This is a genomic window from Nocardia yamanashiensis, from assembly GCF_021183565.1.
In the GTDB taxonomy this organism is placed as follows: Bacteria; Actinomycetota; Actinomycetes; order Mycobacteriales; family Mycobacteriaceae; genus Nocardia; species Nocardia yamanashiensis.
The window spans coordinates 3,838,460-3,855,104 of the sequence record NZ_CP089226.1 but is presented as its reverse complement, the minus strand read 5'-3'; the positions used below and the strand labels follow the sequence as shown (position 1 = coordinate 3,855,104).

At 68.5% G+C, this 16,645-nt stretch carries 18 protein-coding genes and 1 tRNA gene; 13 read left to right on the top strand and 6 right to left on the bottom strand.

Annotated features, from left to right (window positions below):
• The first annotated feature begins 6 nt into the window (after nucleotides 1-6).
• The 4 genes from LTV02_RS39270 (at nucleotide 7) to LTV02_RS18565 (ending at nucleotide 3,683) form a co-directional block, all read left to right on the top strand.
• Entirely contained in the window at nucleotides 7-1,452 is a 1,446-nt protein-coding gene (locus LTV02_RS39270) for a molybdopterin-dependent oxidoreductase (RefSeq protein WP_269821636.1), read from the top strand.
• Nucleotides 1,453-1,664: 212 nt separating this feature from the next.
• Nucleotides 1,665-1,865, top strand: a complete 201-nt coding sequence (locus LTV02_RS18575) for a hypothetical protein (RefSeq protein WP_233041173.1) — start codon at nucleotides 1,665-1,667, stop codon at nucleotides 1,863-1,865.
• 88 nt (nucleotides 1,866-1,953) lie between these two features.
• A complete protein-coding gene (locus LTV02_RS18570) occupies nucleotides 1,954-3,081 on the top strand; it encodes a sensor histidine kinase (protein ID WP_233041172.1) in 1,128 nt (375 codons plus the stop codon).
• A complete protein-coding gene (locus LTV02_RS18565; protein ID WP_233041171.1) occupies nucleotides 3,078-3,683 on the top strand; it encodes a response regulator transcription factor in 606 nt (201 codons plus the stop codon). Before LTV02_RS18570 ends, LTV02_RS18565 begins: the two co-directional genes overlap by 4 nt.
• A gap of 9 nt (nucleotides 3,684-3,692) precedes the next feature.
• On the opposite strand, the gene LTV02_RS18560 is transcribed toward LTV02_RS18565, so the two are convergent.
• Complete coding sequence (locus tag LTV02_RS18560) at nucleotides 3,693-5,690, bottom strand: TPM domain-containing protein (protein WP_233041170.1); 1,998 nt, start codon at nucleotides 5,688-5,690, stop codon at nucleotides 3,693-3,695.
• A 63-nt stretch (nucleotides 5,691-5,753) separates the two neighbouring features.
• On the opposite strand from LTV02_RS18560, the gene LTV02_RS18555 reads away from it, so the two are divergent.
• From LTV02_RS18555 to LTV02_RS18540, 4 genes are all read left to right on the top strand, one after another.
• On the top strand, nucleotides 5,754-6,449 hold the full coding sequence (locus LTV02_RS18555; RefSeq protein WP_233041169.1) for an MBL fold metallo-hydrolase: 696 nt from the start codon (nucleotides 5,754-5,756) through the stop codon (nucleotides 6,447-6,449).
• A gap of 32 nt (nucleotides 6,450-6,481) precedes the next feature.
• Nucleotides 6,482-7,150, top strand: coding sequence for a YdcF family protein (locus LTV02_RS18550; RefSeq protein ID WP_233041168.1), 669 nt, complete (start codon nucleotides 6,482-6,484; stop codon nucleotides 7,148-7,150).
• A 4-nt stretch (nucleotides 7,151-7,154) separates the two neighbouring features.
• Nucleotides 7,155-8,423 carry a deoxyguanosinetriphosphate triphosphohydrolase gene (locus LTV02_RS18545; protein WP_233041167.1) on the top strand — a complete coding sequence of 423 codons (1,269 nt, stop codon included), beginning with the start codon at nucleotides 7,155-7,157 and terminating at the stop codon, nucleotides 8,421-8,423.
• A gap of 67 nt (nucleotides 8,424-8,490) precedes the next feature.
• Nucleotides 8,491-9,174: a HalD/BesD family halogenase gene (locus LTV02_RS18540; protein WP_456299828.1), complete on the top strand. Its 684-nt coding sequence runs from the start codon at nucleotides 8,491-8,493 to the stop codon at nucleotides 9,172-9,174.
• 28 nt (nucleotides 9,175-9,202) lie between these two features.
• On the opposite strand, the gene LTV02_RS18535 is transcribed toward LTV02_RS18540, so the two are convergent.
• The 3 genes from LTV02_RS18535 to LTV02_RS18525 are packed head-to-tail and all read right to left on the bottom strand — an operon-like array spanning nucleotide 9,203 to nucleotide 11,052.
• The gene (locus LTV02_RS18535; RefSeq protein WP_233041165.1) at nucleotides 9,203-9,883 is read right to left on the bottom strand and encodes an energy-coupling factor ABC transporter ATP-binding protein; all 681 of its coding nucleotides are present in this window, start codon (nucleotides 9,881-9,883) and stop codon (nucleotides 9,203-9,205) included.
• On the bottom strand, nucleotides 9,880-10,443 hold the full coding sequence (locus LTV02_RS18530; RefSeq protein WP_233041164.1) for a biotin transporter BioY: 564 nt from the start codon (nucleotides 10,441-10,443) through the stop codon (nucleotides 9,880-9,882). The genes LTV02_RS18535 and LTV02_RS18530 overlap by 4 nt, the downstream gene beginning before the upstream one ends.
• Nucleotides 10,444-10,461: 18 nt before the next feature.
• On the bottom strand, nucleotides 10,462-11,052 hold the full coding sequence (locus tag LTV02_RS18525; RefSeq protein WP_233041163.1) for an energy-coupling factor transporter transmembrane component T family protein: 591 nt from the start codon (nucleotides 11,050-11,052) through the stop codon (nucleotides 10,462-10,464).
• A 169-nt stretch (nucleotides 11,053-11,221) separates the two neighbouring features.
• Here LTV02_RS18525 and dnaG point away from each other — a divergent pair, with 169 nt between their 5' ends.
• From dnaG to LTV02_RS18510, 3 genes are all read left to right on the top strand, one after another.
• Nucleotides 11,222-13,135 carry a DNA primase gene (gene dnaG / locus LTV02_RS18520; protein WP_233041162.1) on the top strand — a complete coding sequence of 638 codons (1,914 nt, stop codon included), beginning with the start codon at nucleotides 11,222-11,224 and terminating at the stop codon, nucleotides 13,133-13,135.
• A 110-nt stretch (nucleotides 13,136-13,245) separates the two neighbouring features.
• The gene (locus LTV02_RS18515; RefSeq protein WP_233041161.1) at nucleotides 13,246-13,704 is read left to right on the top strand and encodes a hypothetical protein; all 459 of its coding nucleotides are present in this window, start codon (nucleotides 13,246-13,248) and stop codon (nucleotides 13,702-13,704) included.
• A 3-nt stretch (nucleotides 13,705-13,707) separates the two neighbouring features.
• Nucleotides 13,708-14,061: a hypothetical protein gene (locus LTV02_RS18510; protein WP_067719529.1), complete on the top strand. Its 354-nt coding sequence runs from the start codon at nucleotides 13,708-13,710 to the stop codon at nucleotides 14,059-14,061.
• A gap of 25 nt (nucleotides 14,062-14,086) precedes the next feature.
• Here the strand turns inward: LTV02_RS18510 and LTV02_RS18505 are convergent, their stop codons facing one another.
• The gene (locus LTV02_RS18505; protein WP_067719527.1) at nucleotides 14,087-14,332 is read right to left on the bottom strand and encodes a hypothetical protein; all 246 of its coding nucleotides are present in this window, start codon (nucleotides 14,330-14,332) and stop codon (nucleotides 14,087-14,089) included.
• Nucleotides 14,333-14,510: 178 nt separating this feature from the next.
• On the opposite strand from LTV02_RS18505, the gene LTV02_RS18500 reads away from it, so the two are divergent.
• Both LTV02_RS18500 and LTV02_RS18495 read left to right on the top strand, forming a co-directional pair.
• Nucleotides 14,511-14,583, top strand: a tRNA-Asn gene (locus tag LTV02_RS18500).
• A 481-nt stretch (nucleotides 14,584-15,064) separates the two neighbouring features.
• Nucleotides 15,065-16,072, top strand: a complete 1,008-nt coding sequence (locus tag LTV02_RS18495; protein WP_233041160.1) for an AraC family transcriptional regulator — start codon at nucleotides 15,065-15,067, stop codon at nucleotides 16,070-16,072.
• Between the two features lie 34 nt (nucleotides 16,073-16,106).
• Here LTV02_RS18495 and LTV02_RS18490 read toward each other — a convergent pair whose 3' ends face one another.
• Nucleotides 16,107-16,475: a VOC family protein gene (locus LTV02_RS18490; protein WP_067719521.1), complete on the bottom strand. Its 369-nt coding sequence runs from the start codon at nucleotides 16,473-16,475 to the stop codon at nucleotides 16,107-16,109.
• Nucleotides 16,476-16,645 lie beyond the last annotated feature (170 nt).

Sequence of the window (16,645 nt, the reverse complement as noted above, 5' to 3'; positions counted from 1 at the left end):
CGGGCTGTGTCGGTCAACGGGAAGCGGCGGTTACTGGGTGCGGCGGCGGTGGGGCTGGGCGCGCTCGGCGCGGGTGAGCTGATCGCCGCCACACAGGGCGGATCCGTGATCGACGGGTTCGGGCGGCTGCTGGCGGATACCGCGCCGACGCCGATGGTCGAAGCGGCCGTGGCGCGGGCGGGGCGGTACGACAAGGAGGTCACCCGGGCCGGTGTGGTGCTGGGCGCGGTGGCGGCGACGGCCGGAATCGCCGCGCTGCCGGATCGATTGCGCGGCCTCGCGGTGACCGGACTCGGCGCGGGCGCGGTGGCGGCGGCGCTGCGCGGGGCCAATCGCTCGGCGGCCGGAGCGGCGGGCGGAATCGCGGCGGCGGGCGTGCTGCGGGCCGGGCTGCGGCGCGCACCCGGCGGGTTCGGCGGCGGATTGCTGTGGGCCGCAACGGGCGCCGGACTGCTCGCGGGCGCGGAGACACTGATTCGCCGGGCCGATCAGCGCCATGCCGACCGGGTCCGCAAGATCGGCCCGATGGGTTCGCACAGTCCCATCCCCGAGGACGGTTTCGGCACCGAACCCGGCCTGTCGCCGCTGATCACCCGCGCGGGCAAATTCTATGTGGCGGACGTGAATTCGCGACCCCCGCGCATCGACCCGATGCAGTGGCGGCTGTCCATCGGCGGCAAGGTCGCCCACCCGCTGCGCCTGTCCCTCGACGACCTCGCCGAGCAGGCGGTCGAATTCGACGCCGTCATGGTCTGCGTGCACAACACTGCGGGCTCCGGCCGCGCCGGCAATGCCCGCTGGCTCGGCGTCCCGCTCACCGCCCTGTTCGCCCACGCCGTCCCCGAACCCGGCGCGACCCGCCTGGTCACCCGCGCCGTCGACGGTTACACCATCTCCCTCCCACTGGAACCGCTGCGCACCGGCGAATGGCCCGGCTACCTGGTCATCGGCATGAACGGCGAACCGCTTCCGCCCGAACACGGCTTCCCCGCACGGGTTTTCGTCCCCGGCCTCTACGGCCAGTACACCGGCGCGAAATGGCTGGCCGCACTGGAACTGTCCGACGACAGTCACGTCGACTACTGGTGGCGGCGCGGCTGGCCCAGCGAACCCATCTGGGTCCGCCCGCAAGCCCGCATCGACGTAGCCGCCTGCGCGACACCGGGATTCGGCGGCAAATGCACCGTGGCGGGCGTAGCCTGGGCGCCCCCGCAGGGCGTTTCCGCCGTCGAGATCCGCGTCGACGAAACCGACTGGCTCCCGGTCGAACTCGGCTCCGAGATCGCCCCCGCCGCCTGGCGTCGCTGGCGCACCGTCATAGACCTCTCACCCGGCGAACACACCATCGAAGCCCGCGTCACCAGCCGCTCCGGCGAAACCCAGGACGGCAACGTCCGCCCGCCCTACCCCCTCGGCCCCGGCGGCTTCCACTCCGTAACCCTCTACGCCTGACCGCCTTCGCCCAGCCGCCTCCCATCTCGCCCCCTCGATCAGCTGTCGCCGCCCGACCGCCGCGCCCCGACCACCCCCGTCCCCCGTCATTCCGGCGTGCTCTTGGCCGGAATCTCACCGAAGCGGACGTCGCACAGGCCATGACATCTGTCACGGCCGAGTCGTGACGGCCTGCCGAGGCACCCGCGCCGCACCAGGCCGACAGTAGAACCATGAAACCTACCGCGCACGCGGGCATCGGCGAGATCGCAGCCGGCCCGATCGGCACACGCACCGGCGGCGGGCAACAGCCGCTGCGCTTCGTGTTCGCCCCACCATGCCTCGTCGGCGGCAGGTTACTGCCGCACGGCGGGTTCGAAACCGGGTCCAGCCCCGCGAACGGCGGGGCCGTGCACGCCCGCGCCGCGCACTGACATGCCGCCGCCCCCATCGGCCGCGGACCCGGTCGCCGGGCTCCGGCGCGGACTGCCCGGCCTCTCGCCTGAGGTAGCGTCCCGCGTTGTGGACGAGGAGGCAATTGCGCGGCGGCGGCGGGTCGGCTGGATTTTCGCCGCGATCTGGTCGGTGTACCTGTACGGCCTGCTGCACGACGCGTGGCGGCTGGAGGACCTGTCGGCGCGGATCTACGCGCTGGCCGTCATCGGGGCCTTCGGGATCTGCTACGTCGGTTCGTTCTGGTTGCTGTTGCGCGGCCCGGTGAACCGGGTGATCTGGCCGAGCCCGGAACCGAAACTGGTGATCGTTCCGGTGCTCGTCCTGAGCGCGCTGGCCGTGGCGGCCGCGGTGGCGCTGGGCGGGGAGGCCACCGGCTTGGCCGTCTACATCGGCTCGTTCATCGCTTTCACCCTGCCGGTCAAACGCGCAGTCCCGTTGCTGGTGGTCCTGCTGCTCGCGGCGACGGTGATCCCGCAGCTGATCGCCGGTGCGCCACCGGACTATTCGGCCATGCAGCAGGTGGCCATGGGCTCGTTCGCGGTCGGCGGCATCCGGCAGCTGATCCTGCGCAGCCAGCAGCTGGACGTGGCGCGCAAACAGCTGACCGAGCTGGCGGTGGCCGAGGAACGCCTGCGGGTCGGCCGCGACGTGCATGACATCCTCGGTCATTCGCTCACCGTCATCACGGTGAAAACCGAACTCGCACAACGGCTCATCGATATCGATGCGGAGCGGGCCAAGGCCGAGCTGGCCGATATCGAGAAGCTGGCCCGCGAATCGCTGGCGAGCGTGCGCACCACCGTCGGCGGCCTGCGCGAGGTCTCCCTGGCCGGCGAACTCGCGAATGCGCGAACCGCCCTGCGTGCCGCCGGAATCGAAGCGGACCTGCCGGACACCGACGATCTGCCGGTGCGAAACAGCGTGGTGTTCGGCTGGGTGCTGCGCGAATCGGTCACCAATATCGTGCGCCACAGCGATGCCCGGAGCGCCGTCGTGCGCCTCACCCCCACCAGCATCGAAATCGCCGACGACGGTACGGGATTGGGCGACGGCGCGAAATTCGGTTCCGGGCTCTCCGGCCTGCGTGAACGCGTCCGCGCCACCGGCGGCACGCTCACCGTCGCCAACCGTCCCGAAGGCGGATTGCGGGTGCTGGCAAGCTATCCCACGGATCGGAAACGGGAGAACGAATGATCAAACTGCTGCTCGCCGACGATCAGGCGCTGGTGCGCGGGGCGCTGGCGGCGCTGCTGAGCCTGGAACCCGATCTGGAGATCGTGGCCGAGGTGGGGCGCGGCGACGAAGTGCTCGCGGCGGTCGAGCGCAGCACGCCTGACGTGGCGTTGCTGGATGTGGAAATGCCCGGTATGGACGGCATTTCGGCTGCGGCGGAAGTGCATGCGAAGTTCCCGGCGGTCCGCATTCTCATGGTCACCACCTTCGGCCGCCCCGGGTACCTGCGCCGCGCCATCGACGCCGGGGCCAGCGGCTTCGTCGTCAAGGACACTCCGGCCCGTGAACTGGCCGACGCCGTCCGCCGCGTCCACATGGGGCTGCGCGTGGTCGACCCCGCCCTGGCCACCGAAACCCTCACCGCCGGAACCTCACCCCTGACCGCCCGCGAACGCGAAGTGCTCGCCGCGGCCGCCGACGGTGCGACGGCCGGCGCCATCGCCAAAGCCCTGCACCTGTCGGAAGGCACGGTCCGTAATCACCTCTCCGCGGCCATCGGCAAAACCGGCACCCGCACCCGCGCCGAAGCGGTGCGGGCGGCCGAACGCCTCGGTTGGCTGTGAACGAACGGGCTAGAAGCGGCCGCCGCGGCTGATACGGCGGGAGCCGTTCGAGCCGCCGAATGAGCCGGGGGCGTAGCCGCCGCCGGAGTTGCCGCCACCGCGGTAACCGCCACCGCGGTAACCGCCGCCCATGCCGCGCAACATGCCGTCGATGAGGATGCCGCCGAGAATCGCTCCGGTCTGGGAGTTCGGGGTGGACTGGGCGGCCTGCCATTGCTGGACGGCGGCCTGCGCGGTGTGCAGGGCGCGGGTGCCGAGTTCGGCGGCGCGCTGCGCGTACGGGAGGGCTTGGGCCGGATCGGAATTCGCGAGCTGGTTGGCCTGATCGAGATTGCGCTGGGCCTCGGCGAGCCGGGTGCGCGGTTCGGCGTCGACGCCGCCGCGCCGGGTGCCGATGAAATCGGAGGCGGCATTGATCTGGCTCTGCGCCGCGGTGATGGCCTGGCCCAGGCGGCGGCGCAGTTCGTCGTCGGCGAGCTTGCGATCGGTGGCGGACGCGATTGCCTTGTCCAGGGCGGTGTCCGCGACCACCGCCTGCTGGAAGGTGCCGAGCGGATTGGCCGCCCGGGACGCGCTCGCCTGCTCCCGGGCCTTGCGCGCGGCCTCGGCGGCGGCGGCGAGTTCGGGGCCGCCGTGCGCGGTGAGGGTGGCGGCGGTGGCGAGATCGCGATCCAATTCGGCGATGATGCCGGGCAATCCGGCCCGCGCCTGATCGATATCGGTAGCGGCGGTGTCCACCGCGTCCAGGAGTTTGCGGGCGGCGTCCACGGCCGATTCCGCGCCCCGGATGGCCGCCACCGCCGCGCCCTGCTGACCGACCGGTTTGGCCGCGGCGGCCCGGCCCTCGGCGATCCCGCGCTCGGCGAACGCGATGCGCTCGCGGGCCATGGACACATTGTCGCGAATGGGCGCCAGCACCGACGCCGGTTGCGCGGCAACCAGTCCGGCCAGGGTGGCCTCGGAATTCGGGGCGCGGGTGGTCAACTCCACCACGGCCTGGGTGAGCGCGTCGAGCCGCTGCCCGGCATTGATCAGCAGATTGCGCATGGCGTCGAACTCGGCGACCTTGGCATCGAGTTCGAGATCGGCGCGGCCGCAGGTGCTGATCAGTTCGACCAGCATGCGGCGCTGCTCGTCCGGGGTCTCGGGGATGTCGTCGTCCAGCCCCTGGCGGATCGAGAAGGCCTTGGCGAGTGCGGCTTTCGCGGCCTCCAACGCTGCGGTGAACGGCGAAGTGGCGGATGCGCCGAATTCGTCGGTGGCCAAGCGCAATTCCTCGGTGGAGGTGCGAATCGCATTGTCGGCGTCCACCAGGACCTCCTTGGACCAGCTGTCCAGGCTGCCCAGCGGGAGCGCCGCCAGCGCCGCGGTATCGGTCGGATCCACCTTGCGCGCCGCCGCCAGCTCCGCCTTGGCGCGCCGGGCCGCACGGCCCCGCGACCACAACCAGATGCCGACCACGATCAGGATCACGACGAGCGCGATCACCAGCAGCGTCAGAAAACTCACCCCGCCGCCGGACCCGTTCATGGCAGTGGAGAGCCCGTCGGCCGCCGCCAATCCCGCACCGGCCCAATCTCCGGCCCGCAGCTTCGGCTCCACCTTGTCGATGAGCAGCTCGTCGACTTCCTTGTCGCTCACCGAATCCGGCGTGGTCCCGGTGAACGCGTAGGCCCGATCCTCGGTGGCCACCGACAGCAGCACATCGCGATCGCCGAAGCCCGAGGCCCGCGCCGTCTGCTCGCCCCAGGCCTGCGCGTCCATGCCGGAGAAGTCGCGCACGTACACAACCCACAGCCGCTCATGGTCTTTCGCGTACAGCGCGTCGATGGCGGCTCGCAGCTCGGCGGTCTGCCCGCCTTTCAACGCCCCGGCCTTGTCTGTCACGTAGGTGGGCAATCGCTGTGGCTGGTCCGCGCTCGCCGCACCCGCGCCGAGGCCGAGCAGCGCCAGCGCCAGCAGAACTCCGGTGACGATCAGCGTCAGGGCACGCTTCGATTGCCGCATGGCACGAATCTATCCGCCCGTACCGGGCGCCGGAGATTCTTCCGCGCACCCGTGTCGGACGCCATGACTACGATCGAAGACGTGATCACGATCGAAACCCCCTACACGGGTCATGTCGCCCCCGGTTCGAACGCGCAGCTCCGCGAAGTTCCCGGCGCGCGCATCGTGAAGATGTCGGTCGGCGCGATGGACAACAACACCTATCTGGTGCAGTGCGCGAACACCGGCGCGACCCTGCTCATCGACGCCGCCAACGAAGCGGACCGGATTCTCGAGCTGATCGGGCAGCAGGCGCCCGCCGGCGTCGAGCTCATCGTCACCACCCATCAGCATCCTGATCACTGGTGGGCGCTGGCGGACGTGGCGACCGGCACCAAAGCCCCGACCGCGGCGCACCCGCTGGACGCCGAACCGCTACCCGTGCCGCCGGACCGGCTGCTGGCCGACGGCGAGAAGCTGCGCATCGGCGACCTCGAGCTCGAGGCCGTCCACCTGCGCGGGCACACGCCCGGTTCGGTCGCGCTCGCCTTCACCGACGGCGCCGGCCGCACCCACCTGTTCACCGGCGATTCCCTCTTCCCGGGCGGCGTCGGCAAAACCGGCAGCCCGGAGCAGTTCACCTCGCTGCTCGACGACGTGGAGTCGAAGCTGTTCGGCCGCTACCCCGACGACACCGCGGTGTACCCGGGTCACGGCGACGACACCACGCTCGGCACAGAGCGCCCGCAATTGCCCGAGTGGCGGCGGCGCGGTTGGTGAAGCTCCGGAACCGTGCTCCCGAACCCGACTGGATGACCGGCGAATTCGAGCCGGAGCCCCGCGGCGGTTGCGTCTCGGGCGCTCTGCGCTGGGCGCGCCGGCTGCTGGCCGGCGCGCTGCTGATGGCCCTGCTGGTGGTGTGCGGCACCGCCGTGCGGGTCTGGCAGGTGGCCCGGATCAGCGATTACGCCAAGGCCGACGCGATAGTGGTGCTGGGCGCCGCGCAATACGACGGCACCCCGTCCTCGGTGTTCGAGGCCCGCTTGGATCAGGCCGGGAAGCTGTTCAAGAAGGGCATCGCACCGCTGGTGGTGACGGTCGGCGGCAAACAGGTGGGCGACAACTACACCGAGGCCGCCTCGGGCAAGAGCTACCTGCGGGAACAGGGCGTGCCCGGCGATTCGATCCTGGCGGTGGAAACCGGTTCGGACACTTTGCAGAGCGTGGAGGCGGTGTCCAAAGCGCTACTGGCGCGCGGCAAGACCTCGGTGGTGCTGGTCAGCGATCCGTGGCATTCGCTGCGCACCCGCACCATGGCCCGCGATGCCGGGCTGGCGGCATGGACCGCGCCCACCCGCACCGGGCCCGCCGTCTACACGCGGGAATCACAGGCGCACGGTATTTTCCGGGAGACCTTCGCGCTGCTGTGGTACCAGTTGAGCCACTACTCGGCGGATTTCAAATACACGGCGGATCAGTGAAGTCATGAACGCGCGCATCGACTATGACCGGGTGTACTCCGACGCGGATCGGGAGCGCCTGGTACCGGAAACCGACGGCACCGCCGGCTTGAGCTGGTCGCCGTGCCCGGCGCGGCGCAGCGATTTCTCCCGGGACCGCGCCCGGGTGCTGCATTCGGCGGCGCTGCGGCGGCTGGCCGACAAAACCCAGGTGATGGGTCCGCGCGACGGCGACACGCCGCGCACCCGGCTCACCCACTCCCTGGAAGTGGCGCAGATCGGGCGCAGCATCGCCGACAGCCTGGGCTGTGATCCGGATCTGGTGGATCTGGCCGGGCTGGCGCACGATATCGGGCACCCGCCCTACGGGCACAACGGCGAGAAGGCCCTGGACCAATTCGCCGATCGGCACGGCGGTTTCGAGGGCAATGCCCAGAACCTGCGCATCCTGACCCGGCTCGAACCGAAAGTGCTCGACGAGCGCGGGCACAGCTTCGGGCTCAACCTGACCCGGGCGGCGCTGGACGCGGTCATCAAATACCCGTGGGGCAGAACGGGTCCCGGCTCCAAGTTCGGCGCCTACGACGTGGACCTGGATCGGCTGGCCTGGGTGCGCAAGGACGCGCCGGACCGCCGGCAATGCCTGGAATCGCAGATCATGGACTGGGCCGACGATGTCGCGTACTCGGTGCACGACGTCGAGGACGGTGTCATCGCCGGGCGCATCGACCTGCGTATCCTCGCCGCTCCGAGCGAACGCCGCACCCTCGCGGAACTCGGTGCGGCGCAACACCGTTCGCTCAGCTCCGATGAGCTGGTGGCCGCCGCGCAACGGCTCTCGGAACTGCCGGTGGTGGCCGCTGCCGCCGCCTACGACGGTTCGCTGACCGCCTCCGTCGCGCTGAAACGCCTCACCAGCGATCTGGTGGGCCGGTTCGCCACGGCTGCGGTGGAGGCCACCCGGGCGGCCTGGGGCGGACGCCAATTGTCCCGTTACGCAGCCGATCTGGAGGTGCCGCCGGTGGTGGCGGCCGAGGTCGCGGTGCTCAAGACCATGGCGTTGCGGTTCGTGCTGGACGATCCGATCCACCGGGTGCGGCAGGTCACCCAGCGCGAACGCATCCTGCTGGTCGCCGAACGCCTGCTGGCCGCCGCGCCGCGCGGACTGGACCGGCTGCTGCTGCCCTGGTGGGAGGAGGCCGCCGACGACACCGCCCGGGTGCGGGTGGTGGTGGATCAGATCGCCTCGCTCACCGAGAGCCGCCTCGAGCGGATCGCCGCGGCGATACCCTGAGCATGGTGGCGAACCGGTCGGCAGGGGACCGTCGCGCACCGCGGTCGCGAGCCAGACGGGGGTGGCAATGCTGTACGGCGTGGAGCAGACGGTCGATCTCGACCGGTATCCCCTGGACTGCCGGGATGTGCCCGGCCTGCTCGCGGTCATCGAACACGCCCGCGACGAGCTGGCCACCACCGGATTGGTGGTGGTGCCGGAGTTCCTGCGGCCGGAAGCGGTGGTCGGCATCGCGGCCGAAGCGCTGCTGGACGCCTCCGCACCGCGGCTCACCGCCTACGACCGGATACCGGGGACGGCGGCGGTGAAACAGCTGTATCGCTGGGAACCGTTGCTGGGCTTCGTATCCCGGGTGGTGGGGGAGCCGGTGCATCGGTCGGCGGACACGCTGGCGGCGATGACCGTGCAGGTGGATCCGCCGGGGACGGGACAGGAATGGCATTTCGACATGTCGGAGTACACGGTCGAATTGCATATCGTGGCGCCGGAACAGGGTGGGGTGCTGGAGTATTCGCCATTGCCGATGGATTTCCCGCCCGCCGGGCCGCCGGGGGTGCGGCGGCGGACGGTGCAGTTGCTGGCCACCGCGCCGGGGGCGTTGGTGTTGTATCCGGGGCGGCGGGCGCGGCATCGAATCACATTGGTGCGCGGGAACATTCCGCGGGTGGTGGTGAGTATGGCGTTTCATTCGCGGCCGGGGCAGCGGCTCAACGATCAGGTGCGGCGGCGGTATTTCGGGCGCACGGAGTGAAGGTCCGAGCTGCGGGCGCGCGTTCGGGTCAGAGCGCGTCGTGCAGGGCCAGATAGTGGGCGATGCTGGTCGCGGGCGGGCCATCGGCGACGATGCGGCCTTCGTCGAATACCAGCACGCGGTCGAAGTCGGCGAGCAGATCCAGATCGTGTGAGATCACCACGAGCCGCTGCGGGAGCTCGGCCAGCAGCTTGGTGACTCGTCGCTTGTTCCGCAGATCCAGCAGAGTGGTCGGTTCGTCGAAGATGACGTACTCCGGCCGCACCGACAGCACGGCGGCGATCGCCAGCATCTGCTTCTGCCCGCCGCTGAGCAGATGCGCGGGATGATCCCGGAATTCGGCGAGACCGTACTCGGCCAGTACCTCCGTCACCCGCTCGCCGATCTCGGCCTTCCCGAACCCGTGATGCTTGAGCCCGAACGCCAGATCCTCGGCGACCGTCGGCATGACGATCTGCACATCCGGATCCTGGAAGACGAACCCGACCCGGCGGCGCACCTGCCTGCCCTGCTTGCGGGTATCGAGACCATCCACCCGCACCCGGCCCGCGCTCGGCACCTGCAGGCCGTTCAGCAGCCGCGCGAAGGTCGATTTGCCGGAACCGTTCGAGCCGATCACGGCGATGCGGTGCTCGGTCAGCTCCAGGTCGAGTTCGCGCAGCACCTCGCGTTCGCCGAAGCGGTGGGAGACGCCCTCGAGTTCGATCATGCGCGGGCGGCCGTGTCCCGGACCGGCATCAGCGGGTAGGCGCGTTTCACCGCGAGCGCGGCCAGCGAACCGATCACGGCCTTGAAGACATCGCCCGGCAGGAACGCCACCGAGGTGGTGATGGCCTTGGACAGCGGCAGATCCAGCACCGTGGCCATCCACGGAATTCCGATGGCGTACAGCACGATCGCGCCGCCGAAGAAGTTGATCAGCACCGCGACGGGCAGGTTGTAGTGCTTCCACAGCCGTTCGGTGAGCAGGCCGATCACCAGCGCGCCGAGCGGATAGGCCAGTACGAAGCCGCCCGTGGCCCCCATGATCACCGACATGCCGCCGCGCCCGCCCGGCAGCACCGGCAGGCCCGCGAACACCAGGACGTCGAAGAGCAGGATGGCCAGCGCACCGCGTTTCGCACCCAGGATCGAGCCCGCCAGAATGACGCCGAGGGTTTGCGAGGTGAACGGCACCGTCGTCCCCGGCAATTGGATCAACGGAAAGAAGCCGAGCACCACCATGATCGCCGCGAACAGCGCGATCTGGGCCAAATCCCTACTACGCACCCGGGAACACTATCGGTTTCAGTCCAGGCCGCGGGCGTCCAGGGCCTCGCCGACCCCATCGGCCATGCGCAGGGTGCGGATCAGTAGCGGGACCAGGAACACGGTGCTGCGCTCGATACCGCGCGCCCGCTGCGCGGCCCGCACCAGTTCGGCTTGTTCGCGGATGACCGGGACGAATCGAATGGTCATGGCGACCAGCAGGCCGACTCGCTCCGGGCGGACGCCGAGCGGTGTCAGCGGTCGCAGGGCGCGTTCGATGGTGTCGATCATGGCGGCGGTGCGGGTGGTCAAAGTCACCAAGTTGGCGAGCAGGATCAGCGTGAGCAGGCGCAGGCCGACGGTGATCGCGCTGTCGCGGCCGACGAACAGCAGCTGGGCCAGCATGATCAGCAGCAGGACCGGGGTGAGGGTCAGCAGTTGCCTGCCTGTCATCCGGAACGGGATTCGCGCGAGCGCGTACAGCCCGAGCACCACGGCGAAGGCGATCGCCAGCCAGGGGATCGAATTCACGAGAAACAGCGCGGTCCCCGTGACGGCCAGCACCAGCAGCTTCGCGCCGGCGGGCACGGTATGCACCGGCGTCCGGGCGTCGTGGTACAGGCTGAGCACCGGTAGATATTGGCAGACGTGACCCGGTGATCTCGCAAGGCGGGGGTAACTCGTCGGGTACGTCCGAAATCGGGTCGGCACTCGACCGCCGGCACGCGTGCACGGCGGTGAACGGATCCCGAGTTGTGCGCTGAAGTCCCGGGGAGGCGGAACAGCTAGACTCGCTCGCGTGGCCGGCCGACTTCCTGACCGCGATATCGCGGCGATTCGTGAACGTGTTCGGATCGAGGATGTGGTTGGTGAGTACGTCGCGTTGAAGCGGGCGGGCGCCGACTCCATGAAGGGGCTCTGTCCCTTCCACGACGAGAAGTCGCCCTCGTTCCATGTGCGGCCGAATCATGGGCATTTCCATTGCTTCGGATGTGGTGAGGGCGGGGACGTTTTCGCCTTCCTGCAGAAGATCGAGCACATCGGGTTCGTCGAGGCCGTCGAGCAGATGGCCGACCGGCTCAACTACAAGATCAACTACGAGGGTGGCGGCACCTCGGTCCAGCGGGACCGGGGCACCCGGGCCCGGCTGGTCGCCGCCAATGCCGCGGCGCACGAGTTCTACATGGCGCAGCTCGGCGAGCACGAGGCCGAGGCGGCGCGAAAGTACCTGACGGACCGCAATTTCGACCACAATGCCGCCCACCAGTTCGGCTGCGGCTACGCTCCCGGCGGCTGGGACACGCTGACGAAACACCTGCTGCGCAAGGGTTTCGAGTTCAAGGAGCTGGAAGCCGCGGGTCTGTCCAAGCAGGGCCAGCGCGGCCCCATGGACCGGTTCAACCGCCGCCTGCTGTGGCCCATTCGCAATCTCGGCGGTGAGGTGATCGGCTTCGGCGCGCGCCGGTTGTACGACGACGACACCATGACCGCCAAGTACATCAACACCTCGGAAACGTTGCTGTACAAGAAGTCCCAGGTGCTCTTCGGGCTCGACCATGCCAAGCGCGAGATCGCCAAGGGGCATCAGGCCGTGGTGGTGGAGGGCTACACCGACGTCATGGCCATGCACATGGCCGGCGTCAAAACCGCCGTCGCCTCCTGTGGCACCGCTTTCGGCGACGAACACCTCGCGATCCTGCGCCGCCTGCTCATGGACGACAACTTCTGGCGCGGCGAGATCATCTACACCTTCGACGGTGACGAAGCGGGCCAGGCGGCGGCCCTGAAAGCCTTCTCCGGCGACCAGAAGCTCGCGGGCCAGACCTATATCGCCGTCGCGCCCGACGGCCTGGATCCGTGCGAACTGCGCCAGCGCAACGGCGACGGCGCGGTCCGCGACCTGGTCGCCCGCCGAGTCCCCCTGTACGAGTTCGTGATCCGCGGTCTGCTCGCCGAACACAACCTCGACGCCCCCGAAGGTCAGGTCGAAGCTCTGCGCCGCGCCGTCCCGGTGGTGGCTCAAATCAAGGACTTCGCCCTCCGCAAGGCCTACGCCACCAAGCTGGCCGGCTGGGTCGGCTGGGACGACATCCAGCTGGTGGTCCGCCGCGTCGGCGAGGAAGCCCGCAAAACCGCCCGCACCGGCACCAAACCCGGCATCCCCGAACGCGAAGCGCGCCAATCGGTTTCCGACCAGCCGGCAGCCCGCCCCAGCCCCGCCGACCCCACCCTCCTGGTCCAGCGCCAGGCCATCGCCGCGGCCCTGCAATACCCCGCCTACGCCGGCCCCATCTTCGATTCCCTGGAACCCGAAGCCTTCACCCACCCCGCGTACATCACCATGCGCGCCGCCATCGCCGAAGCCGGCGGCGCCTCCTCGGGCCTGGGCGGCGCCGAATGGGTAACCCTCGTAGCCGACAACACGGACGACCTCACCATGCGAGCCCTCGTCTCCGAGCTGGCCGCCGAACCCCTCCCCGTCAAAGCCGCCAGCGACATCCCCCGCTTCGTCACCGGCGTCCTGGCCCGCACCCAGGAAGCCTGGGTAGGCCGCCAGATAGCCGCCCTGAAGTCCAAACTCCAGCGCATCTCCTCCACCGAACAAACCGACGACTACATGGCCCTGTTCGGCGACCTGGTAGCCCTCGAGCAATACCGCAAGAGCCTGCTCACCCAAGCCATGGGCAACAGCGACGATTTCGCATCGACCTAGCCGGCCACTCTCGCCGGTCGAGTTCTGAAAAAATTCAGAACTCCGGCCTACAATGAGGTGGATGGGTAGGCAAAGGCCATACCCGGACCCCTCAGGAGAGGTGCGGCGCGATGGTTACCGAAGTCCAGTGGAGTGAGCTACAGCGCGACCCGAAGCAGGTCGCCCGCCTGGCCGACGAAGGCGCCGTCCGCGTTCGCCGCCGCGACGGCGTCCCCCTCCTCCTGATCCGCGAGGACCGCGCCGAAGCGCTGTCCGAAGGCTCGATCACCGCCGCCCGCGCCCTCCGCAACGTCCTCGTGCACCTGCCCCACGACATCGCCGCCCGCGCACTCCTCGACGAATTCCCCTGGGTCGACGTACTTCCCGAGCATTCCCGAGCTAAGTTCGTCACCGACTTCGCCCGCGCCTTCCAAGCCTCGGCAGAGCTCGGCGAATGGTCCGTCCTCGCCCAAACGATCCGCGAATGGCGCGCCACCGCGGCCATCCACGCCGATCCGTCTCTCGCCCAACAACTCTCCGGCCCCTCGGACGATGACCTCGGCCCAGTCCCCGAACCGATAGGGGAATGACGGGTGTCAGCCAAACGCGGCGACCGCGTAGCCCCGCCCGCGCAACCGGGGATGTGGGAGGCCCGCTTCGCGACGAATGCCGCTGCCAGCGGATGGGAAGAATTGTGTCGCACAGCACGATCCAACACCTGGGAGGCGTGGATCGTACTCACCGAACGACCGACGACGCCGGAGAATCCGGCCCGTCAGCATCGACTGCGAGGCGACTTCGCCAGTCACGTCATCCGCGGCACGTGCCTGGATCAATGGCAGTACGAAGTCACCGCAGGCGGTCGCATTTGGTATTGCACCGACCCCGACAAGCGAATCGTCTGGGTGGTCGCCGTACATGTCGGTCACCCGAAGCAGACCGAATGACCCTCCGCCGCAGCGACTCCGGCGGCTACCGCCGCAACTGATCGTGCGGCACCATGATCGTGGTCCGCTCGTCGATCGGCACCATCGGTTCCAGCTTCGGCTGCGTACTCAGTTTGTCCGCCAGCTTCTGCCGGCTCGCCGACACCAACTTCCGCGTGACAGGACTCTCACTGATCGCACGGGTCGTCTTACTGATCTGCTCGTACCGAGCCCGCCCGGCCTTCGCGCCCAGCACATACCCGGCCGCGACACCGATGATCAACCGCAACATTCCGAGAAGCTCCTCCCGTTGGCCCGTCCGCCCCTACATCCTGCCCGACCCCACCACCCCCTGTCACTCCGCCCTCCCACTGGCATGTCCGCAGGTAGAAGCGCGATTTGGGAAGTGAACAACCCATGCGCTAAAGTTTTCTCCGGCCGGTCCGGAAGGGTCAGCCACCAAGTGCCAATCCCCTATAGCTCAATTGGCAGAGCAGCCGACTGTTAATCGGCAGGTTTCTGGTTCGAGTCCAGATGGGGGAGCATCAATCAGGCCCCTGACCGGTAAACCGGTCAGGGGCCTGATTCATTCGGCACAATACCTCGGCCGGCAATCGTTGCCCGCCCGTCATCGGCACTGCGCGCTCCGCGCTCTCGTCGGAACCAATCGAATCGGGGCGACTGTAGCGACACGCCCCCGGCGAATGCCTGATGAGGATATGTCGAGTTCTGGCCAGTACTATTCGTGTTCGGCCACGTCCTCGGAACTTTGCATTGACCGGCACGGCCGCGAGCTCATGGGGCGCCGCGAATTCCTTTGCGACGGAAACTATTGGAATCGCCGGCCGACATCCTACCGGGCCTCGATCTGCTGGATCGTCAGGACAATCTCACCTCCTGGCCGGAAAATGGAGGGTTGAGGTCAGCTTTCGTGCAACGGACGACGGGCGAGTCTGCGGCGCGTTCCTACGAGTGTTGACAGGGGGATTTCGTGATGCCTGGGATCTACGGTGATTTCAGGAGTGTGCGTTCGACCGTAAGTGCCGCGGTCCTGGTCGATTTCGCAGCGGCGCGCGGTATGGCCCGGTCCGAGGCGCTGGAGGGCTCGGCGATCTCCGAGTCGGACCTGTCCAACCCCGACATCGAGATCAGCGTCGATCAGGAGATGCAGATCGTCCGGAACATTCTCGCGGGCGAAAAGGACGAACGCGGCATCGGACTCATGGCCGGTCTGCAGACGAATCTGGCCATGCTCGGCAGTCTCGCCATTGTCCTGAGCACCTGTGCGACGGTGCGCGAGATGGTCGAGGTGTGGGTCCACTATGCCGAATTGTCTTTCGTCTACGTCCGGTACAGCCTCGACTATCAAGGACCGGTGGTACGGCTCAGCCTCGATGCCGGACATCTGCCGGAGGATGTGCGCCGCTTCGCCATCGAGCGCGACCTCGCGACCCTGCGAATGGTGCAGCGTGGCCTGCTCGATTGGGATATGGCGGTTCGCCGTCTGGAAGTCGAGTACGAAGAGTGCCCGGTGTACGAAGCGGTCGGCACGCTCCTCGGAGTCGACGAGATCCTGTTCAGCGCGCAGCGGACCTGCCTGTTCCTCGAGGCCTCGGAGTTCGATCGACCGATGCCGCAGGCGAATCCGGTCATCATGCAACAGTACGAACGCATGTGCGCGGACACCTTGAGACGACGGCAGGAGCTCAACGGACTGAGCGGTCAGGTGCGGCAATTGCTCGTGCACCGAGGCGGTGTGGCCGATCAGCGCACTGTGGCCGCCGATCTGGGGCTGAGCCTGCGCACGCTCCGCCGGCGACTCGCCGAGGAGAACACCACTTTCCGAGCGCTGTCCAGTGAGATCACCGGGATACTCGCCGCGGAACTGCTGGCCAGCGGATTGACCGTCGAGACGGTGGCCACCCGCCTCGGATATTCCAGCGTCTCGGCGTTCGGCGCGGTATTCCGCGCCGAAATCGGTATGCCGCCGGGGCAATTCGCCCGGGCGAATCGTCAGAGCGCCCGCCAGTGAATTTCCCCGGGAGGTCGCCGCGTACTCACCCGCGCTAGCCCCAATTGGCAGCGAGGGTGAGGCAGAACGGGTGGCCGCTCGGATCGAGCAGCACCCGCCAGGTTTCGCCCGGTTGAAACTCCGGCACCGTAGCTCCCAGCTCGACCAGGTCCTTACTCGCCACATCGAGGTCTTCGACCGCCAAATCCAGATGGAATTGCTTGGTTCCATTCTCGTTCGGCCAGGTAGGCGGCTGATAGTCCGAGACCGTGCCGAATCCCAATGCGTGGTCCGGACCGGTCAGCATGGCGTACTCGTCCTGCATGTGAGCAACCTTCCAACCGAGCGCGGCCGCCCAGAACTCCGCGTCTCGCCGCGCGTCGGCACTGTCCAGGGTGAGCATCTTCAGCGTGGCGACTGCCATGGATCTTCCCTCTCTCGTAGCAACATTGATGTCAGCCCAGTCTGTGTTGCCGGCGCCGCCCGCGATTGTAAGAACGCGACACCGGCTGCTATGGCCGGTCGGACGGCAAGGAGTGCACCAGCGCGAACAGGCCATCGCCGGATGTGGCGCGAAATCCGGTGGTACCGGCC

Coding starts and splice junctions, on each gene's coding strand:
- LTV02_RS18575 (WP_233041173.1), top strand. CDS start 1,665: ATGAAACCTACCGCGCACGCGGGCATCGGCGAGATCGCAGCCGGCCCG.
- LTV02_RS18565 (WP_233041171.1), top strand. CDS start 3,078: ATGATCAAACTGCTGCTCGCCGACGATCAGGCGCTGGTGCGCGGGGCG.
- LTV02_RS18560 (WP_233041170.1), bottom strand. CDS start 5,690: ATGCGGCAATCGAAGCGTGCCCTGACGCTGATCGTCACCGGAGTTCTG.
- LTV02_RS18555 (WP_233041169.1), top strand. CDS start 5,754: ATGACTACGATCGAAGACGTGATCACGATCGAAACCCCCTACACGGGT.
- LTV02_RS18550 (WP_233041168.1), top strand. CDS start 6,482: ATGACCGGCGAATTCGAGCCGGAGCCCCGCGGCGGTTGCGTCTCGGGC.
- LTV02_RS18545 (WP_233041167.1), top strand. CDS start 7,155: ATGAACGCGCGCATCGACTATGACCGGGTGTACTCCGACGCGGATCGG.
- LTV02_RS18540 (WP_456299828.1), top strand. CDS start 8,491: ATGCTGTACGGCGTGGAGCAGACGGTCGATCTCGACCGGTATCCCCTG.
- LTV02_RS18535 (WP_233041165.1), bottom strand. CDS start 9,883: ATGATCGAACTCGAGGGCGTCTCCCACCGCTTCGGCGAACGCGAGGTG.
- LTV02_RS18515 (WP_233041161.1), top strand. CDS start 13,246: ATGGTTACCGAAGTCCAGTGGAGTGAGCTACAGCGCGACCCGAAGCAG.
- LTV02_RS18505 (WP_067719527.1), bottom strand. CDS start 14,332: ATGTTGCGGTTGATCATCGGTGTCGCGGCCGGGTATGTGCTGGGCGCG.
- LTV02_RS18490 (WP_067719521.1), bottom strand. CDS start 16,475: ATGGCAGTCGCCACGCTGAAGATGCTCACCCTGGACAGTGCCGACGCG.